This is a genomic window from Pseudomonas sp. GW456-12-1-14-TSB6, from assembly GCF_059424205.1.
The window spans coordinates 1-18,343 of sequence record NZ_JBWKZE010000027.1 but is presented as its reverse complement, the minus strand read 5'-3'; the positions used below and the strand labels follow the sequence as shown (position 1 = coordinate 18,343).

Here is an 18,343-nt window from a genome sequence, read left to right as displayed (position 1 = left end):
TCCCTGAACTTATCGGAAGATTCCTGCTCTCATGCCGGTAGCCATTGGTCGTGGCGGCCTGATAAGCTCGCGGCTTTACTCGATTGCCCTTTCGGCGCATGAACAAGGAAATAGCATGAAACAGCATCGGTTGGCGGCGGCGGTTGCCCTGGTTAGCCTGGTACTCGCGGGTTGTGATTCGCAGACCAGCGTAGAGCTGAAAACCCCGGCGCAAAAAGCTTCCTACGGTATCGGCCTGAACATGGGCAAGAGCCTTGCTCAGGAAGGCATGGATGATCTGGACTCCAAAGCGGTAGCCCAGGGCATCGAAGATGCCGTCGGCAAGAAAGAACAGAAGCTGAAAGATGAAGAACTGGTCGAAGCTTTCGCCGCGCTGCAAAAGCGTGCCGAAGAGCGTATGGCCAAGATGAGCGAAGAGTCGGCAGCCGCCGGCAAGAAATTCCTCGAAGAAAACGGCAAGAAGGCTGGCGTGACCACCACCGCTTCCGGCTTGCAGTACGAAGTGGTCAAGAAAGCCGACGGTCCACAGCCCAAGCCTACCGATGTCGTGACCGTTCACTACACCGGCAAGCTGACCAATGGCACCGTTTTCGACAGCTCCGTAGAGCGCGGCAGCCCGATCGATCTGCCGGTCAGCGGTGTGATTCCGGGTTGGGTCGAAGGCCTGCAACTGATGCACGTTGGCGAGAAGTACAAGCTGTACATCCCTAGCGACCTGGCTTACGGCGCACAATCGCCAAGCCCGGCAATCCCGGCCAACTCGGTTCTGGTCTTCGACCTGGAACTGCTGGGTATCAAGGATCCAGCCAAAGAAGACGCCGCTGCCGCCAAGCAATAAGCATCGGCACCGGTTTCAACAACAACGCCTCGCTTATGCGGGGCGTTGTTGCATCTGGACGATGGTCGGCGTAAACAGACCGAACCGATGCCGGTCATGGCAGTCCTAGACTTTAAGGTTGTTCGCGCTAGACGCCCGGAGCCGCCAAGTCAATGAAATATTGGGATTTTTTATGTGAGTAAAAAACGCCCGATTTAAGCGCAGCCCTTATGAAACGGGGCTCTCAGCGCTGAAATGCAGCTCTGTTCACAAGGTTATCCACAATTTGTGTGGATAACATTTCAACGGGAGAAATAAATGAAAGCGCCGTGGAATTTCGCCCGATTCCTGCCTTTGGCCGGACGCTTGCTGGCTCGAGGCCGCTTGCCGACCTTGTTGTTCGCCGTGGCCAGCAAAGGCGCTGCCCAAGGCAATCGCCTCGGCAAACTGAAGGACGATCTGCGTCTATTGCAGTCGTTGTGTCTGGCGTACTGGCGCGGCGAGTACCGCGCGATCAGCGCCAAGGCGATCGTTTCGGTAGTGGCCGGCCTGATGTACTTCCTCAGCCCGGTGGATGCGATCCCGGATTTCATTCCCATGTTCGGCATGCTCGATGACATCGCCGTCCTCGCCTGGCTGATGAAAACCCTCGACGATGAACTGAACGCCTTCCGCCTGTGGCGTCAGCGCCAGGCGCCGGAAAAGCTCAGAGTGGTCGAGCGTCTGCCCGATACGCCCGAGCAACTTCAGCTTCAGGGGCCGAAAAAGTCCTGAATCGCGACAGCCTCGTACAGAGATAGATACCCCCCACGACCTTGGCCGCTGTTAGGATTACACTTCTAGGGAAAAGTGCCGACTCGCTAAGTGTTGTTGTCCTACGGGGTAGTCATGGATATTCAGATAATTGCACGCGATGGCGAGCCCGAATATGCGGTTCTGCCATGGGCTCAGTATCAGGCTCTACTGAAAGCAGCAGGCATCAATGAAGCACCGTCGCAACCGGCTCCAGAGCCGCTTGCGGCAACCCCGGACCCGATTCTTCCAGGTCTGGATCAGTTACGCAGTTTGCGCGAAGGGAAGGGCATCGCCATTGAGGCGCTGGCCCGCACGGTAGGCATCAGCCCGTCTTACCTGGCCATGATTGAAAGTGGCGAGCGTCTGCCCAACGCCGCGATTCGCCGCAGCCTGGCCTGGGAGTTGACGGTGCCAGGGTGGAGGGAACAATCGTGAGCGTACGCATCAGTCGTCAACATTGGGACGGATTGCTGGGGGAACTGGATCAGGCGCGCAGGCAGCGCCATCTTTTGACTTATCGAGCCTTGCTTGAACGTCTGCAACTGCCCACGCCGGCCATGCAGACATTGACTGCAGCACTGGAGCATCTCGCCGCACTGGACGCGAAAGCCGAACAACCGTTGCGCAGCTCGCTGGTGATCAGCCAGGGTGCCAGTCGTCTGCCACGCACCGGTTTCTTTGAGTGTGTCGAGCGTCTGGGGCGTTTTTCCGGGCCGTCCGACGGTGTTGCCGCCGCCTCCTGGCATGCCTCGGAAGTGGTACGGGTGTTTGAGTACGAATACCCGGAATCGGCGGAGGCCTGAGTGTTTTTACGACTCAAGGCGCGGGCAAGTTACTGGCTGGCCCGTAGGCTGTTTCACTGGTCGTGGTTTGTTCGTCAGCCCCGCGGCTGGCGCTGGCTCGAAGGGCAGTTTGCGCGCATGGCCAATCTGGGCGATGTCGGCGCGCAAAGCTTTTACGGGCACATCCTGACGTTTCGCGGGGTTGGCCTGGGCGCACGTGAGGAAGGTGTTCGGTTGCTGCGACTGGCGGCGCTGGCCGGGGATGGCAAGGCGGCGTATCAAGTCGGTGTCATCAGTCTTGCAGGTACACCGAGCAAAGCGCCGGATCCTTCGGAAGCCGCTCGCTGGTGGACCATGGCCGCTAGGGCCGGGCATCCGTTGGCGGAGCTCAAGTTGAAAGAGCTGGCCGGCCGAGACGCCTCTCAATAAGCAAATCATCTGTTCTGTGAACGGGGCGTGAGGGAAACCTCCCGCCCCGTTTTTGCGTCTGCAATTCGATAAAAATCAGTTACAGACTTCTCCTACATCCTCTGCCTACTCGCCTGACTTCTTTTCTGTTTGATCCCCCGCAAAGTCCCTCGCCTGATTTTTGCGCGAGGGAACGCATATGTTCGACCCGGTTTTTCGTTTCGCCATGCGCATGGGAATGCGCTGATGGATGCCGTCACCCGCATCGAGCAAGAACTCGACAGCTTTCCCCGCACCCTCGATCTCTATCGCGAACAGCTGAAGCACTGGCTCAGTCGCTCGGCAGACGGCGTCAGTCATGCGGCCGATCTGCCTTCGCTGATGGGGATGGAGCGGATCATCCGTTTCGGCGAGCACAGCACGGCAGTCGCGATTGACGACAACCGCTTCTTTTCTGCGGTCGTGCAATGCCCGAAATCCGGGCCGATGGAGATCGAAAGCAAGTTCGAGTCGGCCTACGACATTCCGTTGGGTGACATCGTTGTCGATGTGGTGGCGGTGGAGGGCGGCGCAGTCAAGTCGGTCACCCTCGATGCTCAGGGCAAGGGGGTGTTCACCGGTGAGGCGGGCAAGTTTTATCGGGTAGTGGTGCACGGCGAGGCCAGCGAGCAGCAGGTTGATGCGCTTTTCGAATCCTACGATGGCCTGACTCGGCAGCTGGATGGCTGGCTGCGCAGCGAGTGGCAGAGATTCAAGCCGCAATGGTCGCAGTCGGTGGCCACAGCAGCCGGGAACGGCATGCTGGCCGGGAGCTGGGCGGCGATCGAGGGAGTGTGGGACAGCATCGGGTTGTTGTCGGAGATTCTCAAGAATCCGCTCGAGTTTGGTGGTCGTCTGGGAGACAGCGCGACAGCGTTGGCCGAGTTCGCGGTATCGATGCCCGAAAAGATGGAGCAGCTCCAACTGCTCGTCAGTGACGAGGCGGCGCTGTGTCTGTTGCTGCGTACCGCCAGCCTCTGGCTGGAGATGCTGCCACCTAATGAAATTGCCGGGAAAACCGCCGAGGCCGTCTCGATGGTGGTGGTGCAACTGCTGATCGATGTGTTGATCGGCGTTGTGCTGACCTTTGTCGGTGCCGGGGCGGGGATTGCGTATCTGACCTTGCGTCTGGCGGAGCGTGGCGCTCAGTTGCTGTCGGCGGTGACGCGCCTGGTGAAGGCGATGTTCGGCATCGTCAGCACCTTCATCGGCTACGTGAACCAGTACAAAACCGTCGCCGCACGAGGCATCGCCGCCGGGGTGAAAAAGGGCCGCATGCAATTGCGCTGGGATGCCCGGCGTAATGCTTCCCTGAAAAAAGACGAGCACCACGACGACACGCCAGATCAGGCGAAGAACCCCAACGGTGACAGTGCCGATTGTGCACCGAGGACCTGCACCAATGGCTGTCCGGTTTCGATGGTCACCGGTGAAGAGCTGCTAACGCTGACCGATGGTGTGCTCGATGGGCTGCTTCCATTTGAGTTCAGCCGGTTGTACCGCAGCAGCGCGGCCGAGATTGATGTTGGGCTGGGGTTTGGCTGGAGTCACTCGCTGGCGCATCGGCTGGAGATTGATGGCGCTTCGGTGGTCTGGGTCGACCATGAGAACCGGCGGACGCGGTTTCCGCTGCCGAATGTCGAGCGGCCGGCCATTCACAACAGCTTGTCGCGGGCGGCGATCTTTCTCGGGGATGAGCCGGAGGAGTTGATTGTTGCGCTGGCGGGGGACGCGGCGCGGTTTTATCACTTTCGGGTTGGGCGTCTGACGGCGGTCAGCGATGCGTACGGTAACCGGTTGCGTATTACGCGGGATCGTCTGGATCGCGTTGAGCGCCTCGATAACGGGGCCGGTCGTTCCCTGTTGCTGCGCTATGAGCGGGCGCATCTGGTCGCGGTCGATTATCAGGTTTTTCGGGAGTCTGCCTGGCGTACCGAGCAGACGCTGGTCAGCTACCGCTTTGATGCCCGCCATCGATTGATCGAGGCGTCCAACGCCGTCGGCGAGACTGAGCGTTACGACTACGACGACCAGCACGTCATCCTGCAACGGCAGCTGGCCGGCGGTGCGAGTTTCTTCTGGGAATGGGAGCGTGCCGGCAAAGCGGCGCGCTGCGTGCGGCACTGGGCGTCGTTTTCGCAGATGGATACGCGTTACGTCTGGGATGACGCCGGCCGTGTCACGGTGCAGTACGTCGACGGCACTGAAGAAACCTACGTCCACGACGTTACGGCGCGGCTGGTGCGTCAGGTCGCCGCCGATGGTGGCGAACAGCTCAAGGCCTACGACGCGCAGGGCCGATTGGTCGCCGAGCAGGATGCGCTGGGGGCGGTCACCGAATACCGCTACGACGATGCCGGACGGCTGATCGCGCTGATTCCGCCGGACGATGCGCCGACGTCCTACGAGTACCGCAACGGTTTCCTGCACAGCCGCTCACGTGGCGATGCGGTGTGGACCTACCGGCGTAATGCCCAAGGGGATATCACCGAGGCGGTCGATCCGGACGGCCATGTCACCCATTACCACTACGACCCGCAGGGGCGGTTGCTGTCGGTCCGTTATCCGGATTCGGGTCGGCATGTGTTCGTGTGGAACGACCTGGGCCAACTGGTCGAAGAAAGTCTGCCGGACGGTGGGGTTCGCAAGTTTTCCTACGATGCGCTAGGGCGGCGGATTACGGCGCAGGACGAGCATGGCGCGGTCACCCGTCATGCATGGGATGCCGTTGGCCGGCTGATCCAGACCACCTCGCCGAATGGCGCCACCCGCGCCTGGTCCTACAGCGCCTACGGCCAGATCACCGCCGAACGCGATGAACTGGGGCGCATCACCCGCTACGAATATGACGATGACCTGCATTTGGTCAGCCGGCGGATCAACCCCGACGGCACGCAACTCCGGTACCGCTACGACCATGCGCAGCTGCTGCTGACGGAAATCGAAAACGAGTCGGGCGAAAAGTACCGGCTGGACTACACGCCCACCGGACTGATCCGACAGGAAACCGGCTTCGATGGCCGGCGTACGGCGTATGTCTACGACCGCAACGGTCATCTGCTGGAAAAGACCGAGTATGGCGACGACGGCTCGACGCTGGTCACCACTTACCAGCGCGACAGCGCCGGGCGATTGCTGCTCAAGACCCTGCCGGACGGGGTCGAGGTCAGCTACCGCTATGACCGTTTAGGCCGTTTGGTCGGCGTGGATGACGGCCAGGATCACCCGCTGGCTTTCGAATACGACCTGCAGGACCGGCTGGTGCGCGAGCATCAGGGCTGGGGCACCTTGCGTTACACCTACGACGCCTGCGGCCAACTGACTCGCATGCGTCTGCCGGACAACAGCAAGCTCGATTATCACTATGCCAAGGGCGGTGCGCTGACCGCGATCGACCTCAACGGCGCCTTGCTGACCCGCCACGTCTACCAGCACGGCCGCGAACAGCAACGCCAGCAAGGCCTGCTGCTCAGCGAATATGCCTACGACGAACAGGGCCGCTTACGCGCCCACGCCGTAGGCCATCAGCGCAGTGCGCTGTACCGCCGCGACTTTGCCTACAGCGCCAACGGCAACCTCGAACACATCGCCGACACCCGCCACGGCCAGCGCAGCTACACCTACGACGCCCTCGACCGGCTGATCCGCGTGCGCCACACCCGCGACGATGTGCCGGAAAACTTTGCCCACGACCCGGCCGGCAACCTGCTGATGCAGGACCGCCCGGGCCCGACACAGATCAACGGCAATCGCCTGCGGATGCAGGGCGACCGGCACTACGACTACGACGCCTTCGGCAATCTGATCCGCGAACGCCGCGGCCGCGCGCAAACCCTCGTCACCGAATACCGCTACGACAGCCAGCACCGCCTGATCGGCCTGACCCGCCCCGACGGCAGCAGCGCCACCTACCAATACGACGCCTTCGGCCGGCGCATCCGCAAGACCGTCAACGGCCAGACCACCGAGTTTTTCTGGCAAGGCGACCACCTGATCGCCGAAAGCAGCCCGACCCAACACCGCAGCTTCATCTACGAACCCGGCACCTTCCGCCCGCTGGCGATGCTCGACGGCAAAGGCCCGAAACGCGCCTGCCCGTTCTACTACCAGCTCGACCACCTCGGCACCCCGCAGGAGTTGACCGACTACAGCGGCGAGATCGTCTGGTCGGCCAAATACAGCGCCTACGGCAAGGTCACCTCGCTGGAGCTCGCAACCGAAGACTACCTGAACCAGCCGCTGCGCTTTCAGGGGCAGTACTTCGATGACGAAAGCGGACTGCATTACAACCGACACCGGTATTACGACCCGGACGTGGGCCGGTACCTGACGCCGGATCCGGTGAAGCTGGCGGGTGGGTTGAATCAGTACCGGTACGTGCCGAATCCGACGGGGTGGGTGGATCCGTTGGGGTTGACGTCCAATTGTCCGCCGCCGAACAAGCCGGGATGTCCCGTTCCAGATGGGGTGAGTGGTTCGGTTGTTGATGAGGGGGAGCCAGCGCTACCGAAGATGACTGCGCAGGAGCGGAGGGCGAGAATTGATGAGTTAGCAGAAAATATTGCATTAAAAGAGTTGAAACAAATGGAGAGCGCTAACAAAAAATCTCACTTTTTACAAAAACATGGCGCCCAAACCACTCTTGCTTCGCAGCAAGAACGTCTGCTATATGCTAAAAACCCTACTACGGGTAAAGTTGAGATGAAATTAAATAAAAAAACTAAGCTTATGGAGCCAAGCATTCCGCGAGCTGCAACTAAATTTATGAGTCATAGGGATCAATTGAATGCAATTAATCGTGCTAAATTAATTTTCCGACGGACTGGGAGTCTATCGCTCTCATCGCTCCCAGTGGAAATGGGAAGAAAGGTAGGGGAGGGGTATAGGGGGAAACAAGTGGAATATATAGAGCCAACAAGAACTGTTGTTATACTCGATAGTCATGGTGAGGCTATAACAGCTTATGTGGATTGATATCAAATGAAACCTAATCCAAAACTTTCAATTTTGCCTGGCTTTCTATTTGTTTTTGACATTGACTATCCTCATGAAGGGGCCGTTGAAGAACTGATATGTCTGGCTGATGTAAATGACTCTTCTGATTTGATTAGGGTTTTTGATGCTGTTCTGAAACCGGAATTTGTTGGGTACTCTGAATCGGATAGGTGTTGGATAATTGATACGATTTCCTATTATTTGGAAAGGGGAGAAACATTTGTTGAGGTTTTGGAAAAGAGGAGTTTTTTATTTTCTGACGAGATAGTCGATGGGCGTGGCTTTATGCGCGTGTTGCTAGAATGTCTTTCCTTATATCAGGCTGAGATAGGTAAAGTTAAAAATTTCTAGAATTACATTCTAGGCTTGAGGTTTTTATATGTTTTGGGTTTTTGGTAGAATGGTTGTTTTATTTGGTTTTTATAATGATGGTGAAAATTTTTGGAGCTAATTTATTTAACCAAAGTTAGTTCGCCACGTTTCCGATCGTGGTGAAGTGATGTTGAAAGATCCATATTTAAATGAAAAGTTTGAACCGGATTTGATGTGGTTTATAGGCGTTTTCGACGTTTATGATCGGGAGGAAACTCGAGGTGCGGAACTCGAGGTTTACAATCCTAATGATTCCGCTGATAGAGAGCTTCTTATCAGGAAGTATTGTCTTAATCTGCCATACCTTTCCTATAGGCATAAGCTAGTGCTAGTTGAAAGTTTGGAGTTGCTGCTCTTGGAGCAAAATTATGACTTTCAAGAGCTATTCGAGGTCGATGAATACGAAGCAGCAAGTTGGCCGCGGGGAGAATGGTACTCTCTAGAAGATCCACGCGGCTTCTTCCAGGATATCTATAAGTTTGCGAAGGAAGCTTGGAGGGAGGATCTTGCGAAAGCCGCTGGAGAGGATCGGTCAACATGGTAGTTATCGAGCCTTTAAATCAGCGATGACCTGAAACGAGCGCCTCGTTAAAAGGTAGCGCACGTATGCTATCGATAACATGCACGCTATACCCCGGAACATTCTTCGCATGATGCTTCGCCTGCGAAGCCATCTCTGCCAACTGACTCGCATCCAGTTGTGCACACGCTTCAGGATGCAAATGCACCACGCCAATGGACAGTGACAGCAACGGAAACTCCTGTCGTATACCCTGGCGGTTAGGCGCAACAAAACACCCAGCCTCAAGGTGTTCGGGACGATAAAACCGTCGGCATTGGCTCTGGAAATCATCCAGCAACTGGTTAAGTCGTTTGCGCCAATCCTCCGGGCCGAGCACCAACAGAAAATCGTCCCCTCCAATATGCCCGACAAAGTCGCGAGACGGGTCGACGCGTTCGTTGAGGCATTGCGCCAGACACAGCAGCACCTCATCCCCACGTCCATACCCGTAGATATCGTTAAAGGGTTTGAAACTGTCGATGTCGACATAGCAAATGACCGACTCGCGCCCCTGCTGCAGCAACCTCGTCAAACATTGCTGAATCGGCACATTCCCCGGCAGCAAGGTCAGCGGATTGGCATAGCGGGCCTGCTGGATTTTCAGTTCGGTGATCAGTTTGAGCACGTCAATCACCCGGCCCAGGCCCAGGTAGCTGCCGTTGAGGGTGATGATGAAATCCTCTTCGATGCGTTGGCGGGCGCGGCTGGTGATCAGGCGGCTGACCTGTTGCAGCGACTGGCTCATTTCCACGGCGAGGAAGTCGTCGTTCATCAGGCGGCTGATCGGTTTGCGGGCGAACAGGTCGGTGGCAAAGGGTTTGAGCAGCGCATCGGACAACGAGTGACGATGAACGATGCCGCACGGTTGGCCCTGTTCATCGAGCACCGCCAGCGAGTTGAGGTTGGCCTGGCGGCGGAAAGCCTCCAGTACGGTGGCGGTCGGTGTGTCGCGATTCACGGCGGGTTGATCGTTGAGCAGGGCGCTGAGATCGCTGCCTTCATCGTTCAGCGCCACGGCGCTGCTGTCGTGCTTGGGCATCAAGGCGCGGGCATCGCGCGGCGGGTGTTCCTGAGGACGGCCGAGCAGGTAGCCCTGCACCAGATCCACCCCCATCTCGGTCAGCACTGCCAGTTCTTCCGGCAGCTCGATGCCTTCGGCGATTACCTGCGCACGCGAGGCCTTGGCGATTTGCAGGATCGATCCGACAAACTCGCGTTTCAATGCATCCTGATGAATGCCGTCGATGAAGTGCCGGTCGATCTTCACGTAATCCGGCCGCAACTCCGACCACAGACGCAGGCTCGAATAACCGGCGCCAAGATCATCGAGGGCAATCGAAAACCCCATCGCCCGATAGTGATGCAGTGCGGTCTGCAGCAACTGGAAATCATCGATCGGCGTCTGTTCGGTAAGTTCGATGACCACCTGGCTCGGCGGGATGCCAAAGTCCTGCAGCAATTGCAGCGTACGCCCCGGTTGGTGCGCCGCTTCGAGCAGGGATTCCGGAGAGACGTTGAGAAACAGCTTGCCTGGTAATTGCTGTTCGTTGAAACGACGACAGGCACTTTGGCGGCAGGCGATTTCCAGTTCACTCAAGCGTCCGGCCTGGCGGGCCACGGCGAACAGGGCGATGGGGGAGTGCAGCGGGCTGTTGGACGGGCCGCGGGTCAGGGCTTCGTAGCCGAGAATGCGCCGTTCGGAGAGGCAAATGATCGGCTGGAACAGGCTGTGTAATCCGCTTTGAGTCAGGATCGAGCTCAAGGCACTCAGCTGTTCGGTCGTGGTCATGGCAATCTCTGGCGATAAAAAAAGGACTGGGAGCGTTCTCGATGAAGAGAACCGCTCCCAGTCCTTTATTGCACGACAGAATGATGACTGTTTGATGACGATCCGGGGATCGTCAGCATTAAATTGCCATCACCTTACTTCTTTGCGACCTGGTTGCTCAGCTTCAGGTAATCCAGCAACACGCGCCCGGTCTCGCTCAGGTAGGCGTCGTCTTCCGGTTTGACCTTGTCCGGCTCGGCGGCCGCCAGGGCGTCATCGTCTTCTTTCTTCAGCTCTTTGAGCGGTTCTTCGCCTTTGGCCTTGCGACGGATGTTCTCCATCGCCAGTTGCTTGGCGTCGATGTCGGCGTGCTGGGCACGGCGTTCGGCTTCATTGAGGCTGACGGTTTTTTCTTCCAGCAGCTTCTGCGCCAGGGCCAGCTTGTCACGGATGAACACAAACTCCGCGTCCTTGGCGGAACGGCTGTCATGCTCGGATTTCAGCTGGGCCAGGTACGGCTTGAACGGATCGCTCGCCGGTTTGATCGCTGCGCGGATGGTGTCCCACGGCATGGCTTCCGGCAGGGCGCTTTCGCCGATTTCCTTGGTGTCGATGATCGACGGGTAATCGATGTCCGGCAGTACGCCCTGATGCTGGGTGCTCTGGCCGGAAACCCGGTAGAACTTGGCCAGGGTGAGTTTCAGTTCGCCGTGGTTCAGCGGCTGGATGGTCTGCACGGTGCCTTTGCCGAAGGTCTGGCCACCGATGATCAGCGCACGGTGATAGTCCTGCATGGCGCCGGCGAAGATCTCCGAAGCCGAGGCGGACAGACGGTTGACCAGCAGCGCCATCGGGCCTTTGTAGAACGCGCCCGGGTTTTCATCTTCAAGCACATCGACCCGGCCATCGGCGTTACGCACGAGCACGGTAGGGCCTTTGTCGATGAACAGGCTGGTCAGCTCGGTGGCTTCCTGCAGGGAGCCGCCGCCGTTGTTGCGCAGGTCGATCACCACGCCGTCGACTTTCTCTTTCTGCAGTTCGGTCAGCAGCTTCTTGACGTCGCGCGTGGTGCTCTTGTAGTCCGGATCGCCGGCACGGAAGGCCTTGAAGTCGAGGTAGAACGCCGGAATCTCGATCACGCCGAGCTTGTAGTCCTTGCCGTCCTGTTTCAGGTTCAGCACGGACTTCTTCACGGCCTGGTCTTCTAGCTTCACCGCTTCACGGGTGATCGGCACGATCTTGCTGGTCTGGTCGTTCGGCGCATTGCTGGCCGGGATGACTTCCAGACGCACCACGGTGCCTTTCGGGCCACGGATCAGTTTGACCACTTCGTCCAGACGCCAGCCAACCACGTCGACCATCTCTTTGTTGCCCTGGGCAACGCCGATGATCTTGTCGGCCGGAGCAACCTGCTTGGTCTTGTCGGCCGGGCCTGCCGGTACCAGACGCACGACTTTCACCTGGTCGTTGTCGCTCTGCAACACGGCGCCGATGCCCTCGAGGGACAGGCTCATGTTGATGTCGAAGTTCTCCGCGTTATCCGGCGACAGATAGTTGGTGTGCGGATCGTAAGACATGGCGAAGGTGTTGATGTACGCCTGGAAGATGTCTTCGGCGCGGGTCTGGTCCAGACGCGCCAGTTGATTCTTGTAGCGCTTGGTCAGGGTTTCCTGGATCTGCTTCGGCTCTTTGCCGGCGATCTTCTGCCGCAGCACTTCGTCCTTGACGCGTTTGCGCCACAGGTCATCGAGTTCGGCGGTGGACTTGAGCCACGGAGCGTCCTTGCGATCGATCAGCAAGGTTTCCCTGGTGGTGAAGTCCATCTTGTCGACGCCTTTGTTCAGCTCGGCAAGGGCGAAGTCCAGACGCGCCTTCACGCGGTCCAGGTAGCGCTTGTAGATGGTGAACCCGGCGTTGAGGTCGCCGCTCTTGAGGAAGTCGTCGAACTGGGTCTTCCACTTGTCGAATTCGGCGATGTCGCTGGCCATGAAATAGCTGCGCGACGGGTCGAGCAGCTTGATGTAGCTGTCGTAGATGATCACCGAGCGCGCATCGTCGAGCGGCGGCTTGCTGTAGTGATGACGCTTGAGCAACTCGACGACGTTCAGACTGGCGATCACTTCGTCGCGATCAGGCTGTAACTTGTCCCAGCTGTTGGCTGCGAATGTGGTGCCCGACACCGGCAACAGACCGATACCGATGAAAAGAGCGAGGGCGGTGCTGGGGAGCAGATGCTTCATGCTGATTCGACGCGGGGACAATTGATAACGCATATTAGGCCGTCTTTGAAGTCGCCGGTACCGCTACGCTCTGTACGATAACTGCTGTTCAGCGTTCGTTCAGACCCCAGGGCCGGTCGCATAATGCAAAAAGCCCGGCGCTACAGCTTCGGGCTCAGTCCAGACTCACTATGGAGGCACTGTGAAGGCATTGCAAGGCGTTGAAGGTCAAGTGGCATGGGTTGATGAACCAAGTCCTACATGCGATGTAGGACAAGTTCGCATCCGGGTGGCGGCAGCGGGCCTCAATCGCGCGGATTTATTACAGAAAGCAGGACTTTATCCACCCCCTCCGGGTGCCAGCCAGGTGCTGGGTCTTGAGTGTTCCGGGGTGATCAGCGAGGTCGGTGCAGGATCGTCCTGGCAGGTCGGTGACCGGGTCTGCGCCTTGCTGGCCGGGGGCGGGATGGCCGAAGAAGTGGTCGTCGACGGACGGCATGTGCTGCCGGTTCCGGAAGGTGTATCCCTGATCGAGGCCGCTGGCTTGCCCGAGGTGTACGCGACCGTCTGGCTGAATGTGTTTCAACTTGCGGCGCTCAAACCGGGTGAGAAAATTCTTCTGCACGCCGGAGCCAGTGGCATCGGCTCGGCCGCCATTCAACTGTGCAAGGCTTTCGGCAATCCGTGCTGGGTCAGCGTCGGTTCGGCGGAGCGCTTGGTCTATTGCGAATCGCTGGGTGCTCAGGGCGGGGTGGTGCGCACCGACGACCTGGAAAGCCTGCGGGATTTCGGGCCGTTCGATGTGATTCTGGATCCGGTGGGCGGCAACTATTCGGCATTGAATCTCAAGCTGATGGCGCAGGACGGACGCTGGGTGCTGATCGGCCTGATGGGCGGCCGCGAGGCAAAACTGGATCTGGCCCAGGTGCTGGCCAAGCGCGTGCAACTGCTGGGTTCGACCCTACGCAGCCGTGACGATCAGTTCAAGGCGGATCTGTTCAGCGATCTGAGCCAGCACGTGTGGCCGCTGTTTTCCGAAGGTCGCCTGAAGCCGCAACTGGCCAGGACGTTCCCGATCAAGGATGCCGAGGCTGCCTTCGCCGAGCTGGCGAGCAACACGGTGGCAGGGAAGTTGGTGCTGGTGATCGACGAAAGCCTGAGCTGATCATCGACGGTTGTGGGAGCAGGCTGCTCCCACAAGCCAATTGCCTATTTCCAGAGGTGGATCGGCCAGCCGGATTTCTCGGCCTCTGCCAGCAGTACCGGATCCGGGTTGACCACATGTGGGTAATCCACTTTCAACAGCAGCGGCAGATCATTGCGTGAGTCGGAATAGAAACTCGCGCCCTCAAGGTTTTCCTCTTCGGCATCCAGCCATTCCAGCAGACGGGTGATCTTGCCTTCGCGGTAGGTCAGGGTGCCCACGGTGTGGCCGCTGAATACGCCGTGCGCCACTTCCAGCTCGATTGCCAGGACCTCGTCGATGCCCAGTCGCTCGGCGATGGGTTTGACCAGGTGCGTGCCCGAGGCCGAGATCACCAGGATCCGGTCGCCGGCCTTGCGATGAGCAGCGATGGTCTTGGTGGCGTCGCTGAAGATGATCGGCTCGATGAAGTCTTCCACCCAAGGCCCGACCAGATGCTCGACCTCCTCCGGGGTACGCCCGATCATCGGTTCGAGGCTGAAGTCCATATAGTCTTCCATGCGCAACTTGCCATGGCTGTAGGCGTCCATCAGCTCGTTGTTCCTGCGCATGAACGACTCAGGATCGACCCAGCCCAGGCGCCCCATCTGCTCGCACCAGAGGGTGGCGCAGTCGCCGTGGATCAGGGTGTCGTCCAGATCAAAAATTGCCAGAGCCATCGGTTCTCTCCGAGAACAGCTGCAAGCTACAAGCTTCGAGCAGCAAGAATTGGAATCAGGTATGCCGCAGTCTACAGCTTGAAGCTTGTAGCTCGCAGCTTGCAGCTGTTTTCAAGCTACCTCACACAGGGCGGTGGGATCGATGGAAAGTGACAGGCGCTGACCGTCGGGATGCAGATCCGCCGCCGAGCGGTTGAGCACATCCACTACCAGTTCCACGCCCCGGGCTTCGACGCGGTAGCGAATCACGTTGCCCAGCAGGCTGTGGCTGCGGATTTGCGCGTCGGGCTCCCCGTTGAGGCTGAGTTCGATGGCCTCCGGGCGAATCGCGATGCGGTGGTTGATCGGCCGTTGCAACAGCTTCGACGCACTCTCGGCATCCAGCAGGTTGTAGTTGCCGATGAAGCCGGCGGCGAATACGTCGACGGGCGCGGTGTAGAGGGTTTCGGCATCGCCGCTTTGTACGATCTTTCCCTGATTCATCAGGAAAATCCGGTCAGACATGGTCAGGGCTTCTTCCTGATCGTGAGTGACGAAAATCGTGGTCAGGCCGAGTTCGCGCTGGATCTGACGGATCTGTTCGCGCAGGTGTTTGCGAATCCGCGCATCAAGGGCCGACAGCGGTTCATCCAGCAGCAAAAGGCGCGGACGGGTCACCAGCGAGCGGGCGAGGGCGACACGTTGGCATTGACCGCCGGACAGCTGATGCGGATAGCGGCTGGCGAAATCGTTGAGTTCAACCAGTTTCAACACCTCGGCAACTCGCTTGTGGCTGTCGTCGGTGTTGACCTTTTGCATGCGCAAGCCGAAGGCGACGTTTTGTTCGACGGTCATGTTGGGGAACAGCGCGTAGCTCTGGAACACCATGCCGATCCCGCGTTTCTGCGGGGTAAGCGGCACGATGTCGACACCATCGAGCAGAATCTTGCCGCCATCCACCGGCGTCAGCCCGGCGATGCAACGCAGCAGGGTGGATTTGCCGCAACCGGACGGGCCGAGCAGGGTGACGAATTCACCCTTCTGGATTTCGCAGTTGATGTCGCTGAACACCGTGGTGCCGGCGTAGTTTTTTTGCAGGTGTTGGACGCTGACATAGCTCATTCGCTTTTGTCCTTGTTCAAGATGTTGGCGACCCAGGTCAGGACCAGCACGAAAAAGAAGTAGGAGATCACCAGCGCGCTGGTGAAGTGGCCGCTGCTGTTGCGCATGTTGTTGAGGTAGACCTGCAGGGTCTCGTAGCGGGTGCCGACCAGGATGTTGGCGAACACGAACTCACCGAACAGGAACGAGAACGACAGCAGCAACGCGACCATCAGGCCTTTGCGCAGGTTCGGCAGCACCACCAGGAAGGCTGCCTGAAAGGTGCTGGCCCCGAGCAGTTGGGCAGCGTCCATCAGGTCGCGCAGATTGATCGCTTGCAGGTTGTTGGTGATCGCCCGGTACATGAACGGCAGCGCCACGGTGAAGTAGCAACCGATCAGGATCCACGGCGTGCCGACCATCGCGAACGGCCCGGAACCGTAGAGCTGCAACAGCCCCACCGACGACACCACCGGCGGCACCGCAAAGGGCAGCAGGATCAGGATGTTCATCAGCGCATCGAGTTTCGGGAAGTGGTAATGCACCACGAACAGCAGCGGCAGGATCAGCACCACCGACAGGAACAGCGCGCCGACGCACACCAGCAACGACTGGCCGAAGGCGTGCAGAAAACGCGGATCGCTCCACAGCTGGAGGTACCACTTGAAGGTGAAACCGCTGGGCAGGATGGTGGCCGACCAACTGCTGGCGATCGAATAGATCAGCGTGCCCACCAGCGGCAGCAGCAGGATGGCGAACAACAGATAGACCACGACGCGGTGGTAGACGCCGGCCGGTCCGGATTCAGCGCGAGACATGGTAGCTCCTCTTCAGCAGCAGTTGATGCACGACGGTCACCAGGGTCATCAGCGCCACCAGCACCACGGCCAGGGCACTGGCCAGGTTCGGATCGAGGGAAATGTCGCCGGAGACCATCGCCGCAATCCGGATCGGCAATACGTTGAAGTTGCCGGTGGTCAGCGCGTAGACCGTGGCGTAGGCGCCGAGGGCGTTGGCCAGCAGGATCACGAAGGTGCCGAGCAGGGCCGGGGTCAGTACCGGCAGGCCGATGTGGCGCCAGAACTGCCAGCTGTCGGCGCCGAGCAGTGCGGCGGATTCGCGCCAGTCTTCACGCAGGGCGTCGAATGCCGGGTACAGCAGCAAGACGCCGAGGGGAATCTGGAAGTAGGTGTAGAGGATGATCAGCCCGGTTTTCGAATACAGGTTGAAGTCCTCGATGATCCCGGCCTGCTTCAGCATGATGGTGATGCTGCCGTTGAAGCCGAGCAGGATGATGAACGCGAAGGCCAGGGGCACGCCGGCAAAGTTGCTGGTCATGTTGGCGAAGGCGTTGACGAAGTTGCGCAGTTTCGAGTCGACCCGGCGCAGGGAGTAGGCGCCCAGCACCGCGATGATGATGCCGAACACACTCGACCAGAAACTGATTTCGAGGCTGTACTGGATCGCCTGCAGATAGAACTTCGAATTGAAGATCTTGCTGAAGTTGGCAAAGCCCCAACCGAATTCTTCCGATTGCAGGCTGTTGATCATCACCCAGATCAGCGGGGCGATTTCGAACACGATAAAGAACAGTGCGAAAGGCACCAGGCACAGGGCGGCCAGCCATTTGCCGCGAGTCATTGAGTTCACTTGAGCAACTCCCGGCACACAGGTTTGTCGTGGGGCACGCCGAGCAGCTCGCAGACGGTGCCGCAGATGTCGGTCTGCTTGGGTGCAGCTTCGCTGTTCAGGCTGAAGGCATCACCGAGTACGAACAGCGGCACCTGGCGCTCTTCCGGCAGCAGGCCGTTGTGCGAGCGGTCGTTGTTCATGCCGTGGTCGGCGGTCACCAGCACCTGGCAGCCGGCGTCGAGCCAGCCTTGCAGGTAGTCGGCGAGGATGATGTCGGCGCTGCGCGCGCTGTTGCGGTATTGCGGGGTGTCGAGGCCGTGCTTGTGCCCGGCGTCGTCGATGTTCATCGGATGGATCAGCAGAAAGTCCGGTGCATGGCGCAGACGCAGGTTTTCCGCGTCGGCGAACAGGTGCGAGTCCGGGTAGTGATCGTTCCAGTAGAAGTGGCCGTGCTGGATCGGTAGCGTCGGGTCATCGGTATGCCGATCCCGTGCCGCCACGAACGGCGAGCGGTTGTACAGCTCACTGACCCAGTGGTACGCCGCAGCGGCGGTTTTCAGACCGGCATCGCGGGCGTAGTGATAGATGCTGCGCTGGTTGGACAGGCGCGAGACGTTGTTGTGGACGATGCCGCTGTCGATCGGCGGCACGCCGGTGAGGATGCATTCGTAAAGTGGTCGGGACAGGGCCGGCAGCTCGCACTCCAACTGGTAGAGCGCGGCGCGTCCTGCGCCAACGTAAGCCTGCAGATGCCCCATGGCGTGACGCGCGACCTCGTAGTTGAGGCCGTCGAGCACGACAAGGATGACGGTGTGCTTCATAGGGGCAAAAACTCCGCGAAATTCAAATATCTCGAAATCAACTCAATCCCCTGTGGGAGCGAGCCTGCTCGCGAAGGCGGTTGTTCACTCAACGATGATGTTGACTGAGACGGCGCATTCGCGAGCAGGCTCGCTTGTATGTTTAGACTTGAAGGGGTGGGCGGGACTAAAAGCTCGATTCCGACTCTAG

Annotated in this window: 16 protein-coding genes; 9 read left to right on the top strand and 7 right to left on the bottom strand. The window is 59.0% G+C overall.

Going from position 1 to position 18,343, the window contains the following annotated elements; genetic code table 11:
- The first annotated feature begins 115 nt into the window (after nt 1–115).
- From bamJ to AC07Y2_RS22070, 8 genes are all read left to right on the top strand, one after another.
- Nucleotides 116–838, top strand: a complete 723-nt coding sequence (bamJ, locus tag AC07Y2_RS22105; protein WP_039769851.1) for a BamJ family beta-barrel-assembly machinery protein — start codon at nt 116–118, stop codon at nt 836–838.
- 297 nt (nt 839–1,135) lie between these two features.
- Nucleotides 1,136–1,591 (top strand): YkvA family protein, encoded by a 456-nt coding sequence (locus AC07Y2_RS22100; protein ID WP_074687585.1) that lies wholly within the window; start codon nt 1,136–1,138, stop codon nt 1,589–1,591.
- Between the two features lie 114 nt (nt 1,592–1,705).
- Nucleotides 1,706–2,047, top strand: coding sequence for a helix-turn-helix domain-containing protein (locus AC07Y2_RS22095; protein WP_103387436.1), 342 nt, complete (start codon nt 1,706–1,708; stop codon nt 2,045–2,047).
- Entirely contained in the window at nt 2,044–2,415 is a 372-nt protein-coding gene (locus AC07Y2_RS22090; RefSeq protein ID WP_003223109.1) for a hypothetical protein, read from the top strand. The genes AC07Y2_RS22095 and AC07Y2_RS22090 overlap by 4 nt, the downstream gene beginning before the upstream one ends.
- Nucleotides 2,416–2,823, top strand: coding sequence for an SEL1-like repeat protein (locus AC07Y2_RS22085; RefSeq protein ID WP_039769853.1), 408 nt, complete (start codon nt 2,416–2,418; stop codon nt 2,821–2,823).
- Between the two features lie 225 nt (nt 2,824–3,048).
- Complete coding sequence (locus tag AC07Y2_RS22080) at nt 3,049–7,815, top strand: RHS repeat-associated core domain-containing protein (RefSeq protein WP_494990415.1); 4,767 nt, start codon at nt 3,049–3,051, stop codon at nt 7,813–7,815.
- A gap of 6 nt (nt 7,816–7,821) precedes the next feature.
- Nucleotides 7,822–8,187: a hypothetical protein gene (locus AC07Y2_RS22075; RefSeq protein WP_074687587.1), complete on the top strand. Its 366-nt coding sequence runs from the start codon at nt 7,822–7,824 to the stop codon at nt 8,185–8,187.
- A 148-nt stretch (nt 8,188–8,335) separates the two neighbouring features.
- Nucleotides 8,336–8,752, top strand: coding sequence for a hypothetical protein (locus tag AC07Y2_RS22070; RefSeq protein ID WP_074687588.1), 417 nt, complete (start codon nt 8,336–8,338; stop codon nt 8,750–8,752).
- A gap of 16 nt (nt 8,753–8,768) precedes the next feature.
- Here the strand turns inward: AC07Y2_RS22070 and AC07Y2_RS22065 are convergent, their stop codons facing one another.
- The gene (locus AC07Y2_RS22065; RefSeq protein ID WP_064378697.1) at nt 8,769–10,559 is read right to left on the bottom strand and encodes a bifunctional diguanylate cyclase/phosphodiesterase; all 1,791 of its coding nucleotides are present in this window, start codon (nt 10,557–10,559) and stop codon (nt 8,769–8,771) included.
- 134 nt (nt 10,560–10,693) lie between these two features.
- Nucleotides 10,694–12,778 (bottom strand): carboxy terminal-processing peptidase, encoded by a 2,085-nt coding sequence (locus AC07Y2_RS22060; protein WP_166742345.1) that lies wholly within the window; start codon nt 12,776–12,778, stop codon nt 10,694–10,696.
- Nucleotides 12,779–12,959: 181 nt separating this feature from the next.
- Here AC07Y2_RS22060 and AC07Y2_RS22055 point away from each other — a divergent pair, with 181 nt between their 5' ends.
- On the top strand, nt 12,960–13,922 hold the full coding sequence (locus AC07Y2_RS22055) for a zinc-binding dehydrogenase (RefSeq protein WP_074687589.1): 963 nt from the start codon (nt 12,960–12,962) through the stop codon (nt 13,920–13,922).
- Nucleotides 13,923–13,966: 44 nt separating this feature from the next.
- On the opposite strand, the gene AC07Y2_RS22050 is transcribed toward AC07Y2_RS22055, so the two are convergent.
- The 5 genes from AC07Y2_RS22050 to AC07Y2_RS22030 all read right to left on the bottom strand — a co-directional run bounded on the left by AC07Y2_RS22050 (nt 13,967) and on the right by AC07Y2_RS22030 (nt 18,153).
- The gene (locus tag AC07Y2_RS22050; RefSeq protein ID WP_039769860.1) at nt 13,967–14,620 is read right to left on the bottom strand and encodes an HAD family hydrolase; all 654 of its coding nucleotides are present in this window, start codon (nt 14,618–14,620) and stop codon (nt 13,967–13,969) included.
- A gap of 111 nt (nt 14,621–14,731) precedes the next feature.
- The gene (locus AC07Y2_RS22045; protein WP_074687590.1) at nt 14,732–15,721 is read right to left on the bottom strand and encodes an ABC transporter ATP-binding protein; all 990 of its coding nucleotides are present in this window, start codon (nt 15,719–15,721) and stop codon (nt 14,732–14,734) included.
- On the bottom strand, nt 15,718–16,518 hold the full coding sequence (locus AC07Y2_RS22040; protein ID WP_039769862.1) for an ABC transporter permease: 801 nt from the start codon (nt 16,516–16,518) through the stop codon (nt 15,718–15,720). The genes AC07Y2_RS22045 and AC07Y2_RS22040 overlap by 4 nt, the downstream gene beginning before the upstream one ends.
- On the bottom strand, nt 16,505–17,341 hold the full coding sequence (locus tag AC07Y2_RS22035) for an ABC transporter permease (RefSeq protein ID WP_011333175.1): 837 nt from the start codon (nt 17,339–17,341) through the stop codon (nt 16,505–16,507). Before AC07Y2_RS22035 ends, AC07Y2_RS22040 begins: the two co-directional genes overlap by 14 nt.
- Nucleotides 17,342–17,346: 5 nt before the next feature.
- Nucleotides 17,347–18,153 (bottom strand): alkaline phosphatase family protein, encoded by an 807-nt coding sequence (locus AC07Y2_RS22030; RefSeq protein WP_039769866.1) that lies wholly within the window; start codon nt 18,151–18,153, stop codon nt 17,347–17,349.
- Nucleotides 18,154–18,343 lie beyond the last annotated feature (190 nt).

What these genes read in the sequence shown, in the direction of transcription:
- AC07Y2_RS22060 (WP_166742345.1), bottom strand. Translation starts at nt 12,778, where the DNA reads ATGAAGCATCTGCTCCCCAGCACCGCCCTCGCTCTTTTCATCGGTATC.
- AC07Y2_RS22100 (WP_074687585.1), top strand. Translation starts at nt 1,136, where the DNA reads ATGAAAGCGCCGTGGAATTTCGCCCGATTCCTGCCTTTGGCCGGACGC.
- AC07Y2_RS22095 (WP_103387436.1), top strand. Translation starts at nt 1,706, where the DNA reads ATGGATATTCAGATAATTGCACGCGATGGCGAGCCCGAATATGCGGTT.
- AC07Y2_RS22075 (WP_074687587.1), top strand. Translation starts at nt 7,822, where the DNA reads ATGAAACCTAATCCAAAACTTTCAATTTTGCCTGGCTTTCTATTTGTT.
- AC07Y2_RS22045 (WP_074687590.1), bottom strand. Translation starts at nt 15,721, where the DNA reads ATGAGCTATGTCAGCGTCCAACACCTGCAAAAAAACTACGCCGGCACC.
- bamJ (WP_039769851.1), top strand. Translation starts at nt 116, where the DNA reads ATGAAACAGCATCGGTTGGCGGCGGCGGTTGCCCTGGTTAGCCTGGTA.
- AC07Y2_RS22050 (WP_039769860.1), bottom strand. Translation starts at nt 14,620, where the DNA reads ATGGCTCTGGCAATTTTTGATCTGGACGACACCCTGATCCACGGCGAC.
- AC07Y2_RS22040 (WP_039769862.1), bottom strand. Translation starts at nt 16,518, where the DNA reads ATGTCTCGCGCTGAATCCGGACCGGCCGGCGTCTACCACCGCGTCGTG.
- AC07Y2_RS22070 (WP_074687588.1), top strand. Translation starts at nt 8,336, where the DNA reads ATGTTGAAAGATCCATATTTAAATGAAAAGTTTGAACCGGATTTGATG.
- AC07Y2_RS22035 (WP_011333175.1), bottom strand. Translation starts at nt 17,341, where the DNA reads ATGACTCGCGGCAAATGGCTGGCCGCCCTGTGCCTGGTGCCTTTCGCA.
- AC07Y2_RS22030 (WP_039769866.1), bottom strand. Translation starts at nt 18,153, where the DNA reads ATGAAGCACACCGTCATCCTTGTCGTGCTCGACGGCCTCAACTACGAG.
- AC07Y2_RS22080 (WP_494990415.1), top strand. Translation starts at nt 3,049, where the DNA reads ATGGATGCCGTCACCCGCATCGAGCAAGAACTCGACAGCTTTCCCCGC.
- AC07Y2_RS22065 (WP_064378697.1), bottom strand. Translation starts at nt 10,559, where the DNA reads ATGACCACGACCGAACAGCTGAGTGCCTTGAGCTCGATCCTGACTCAA.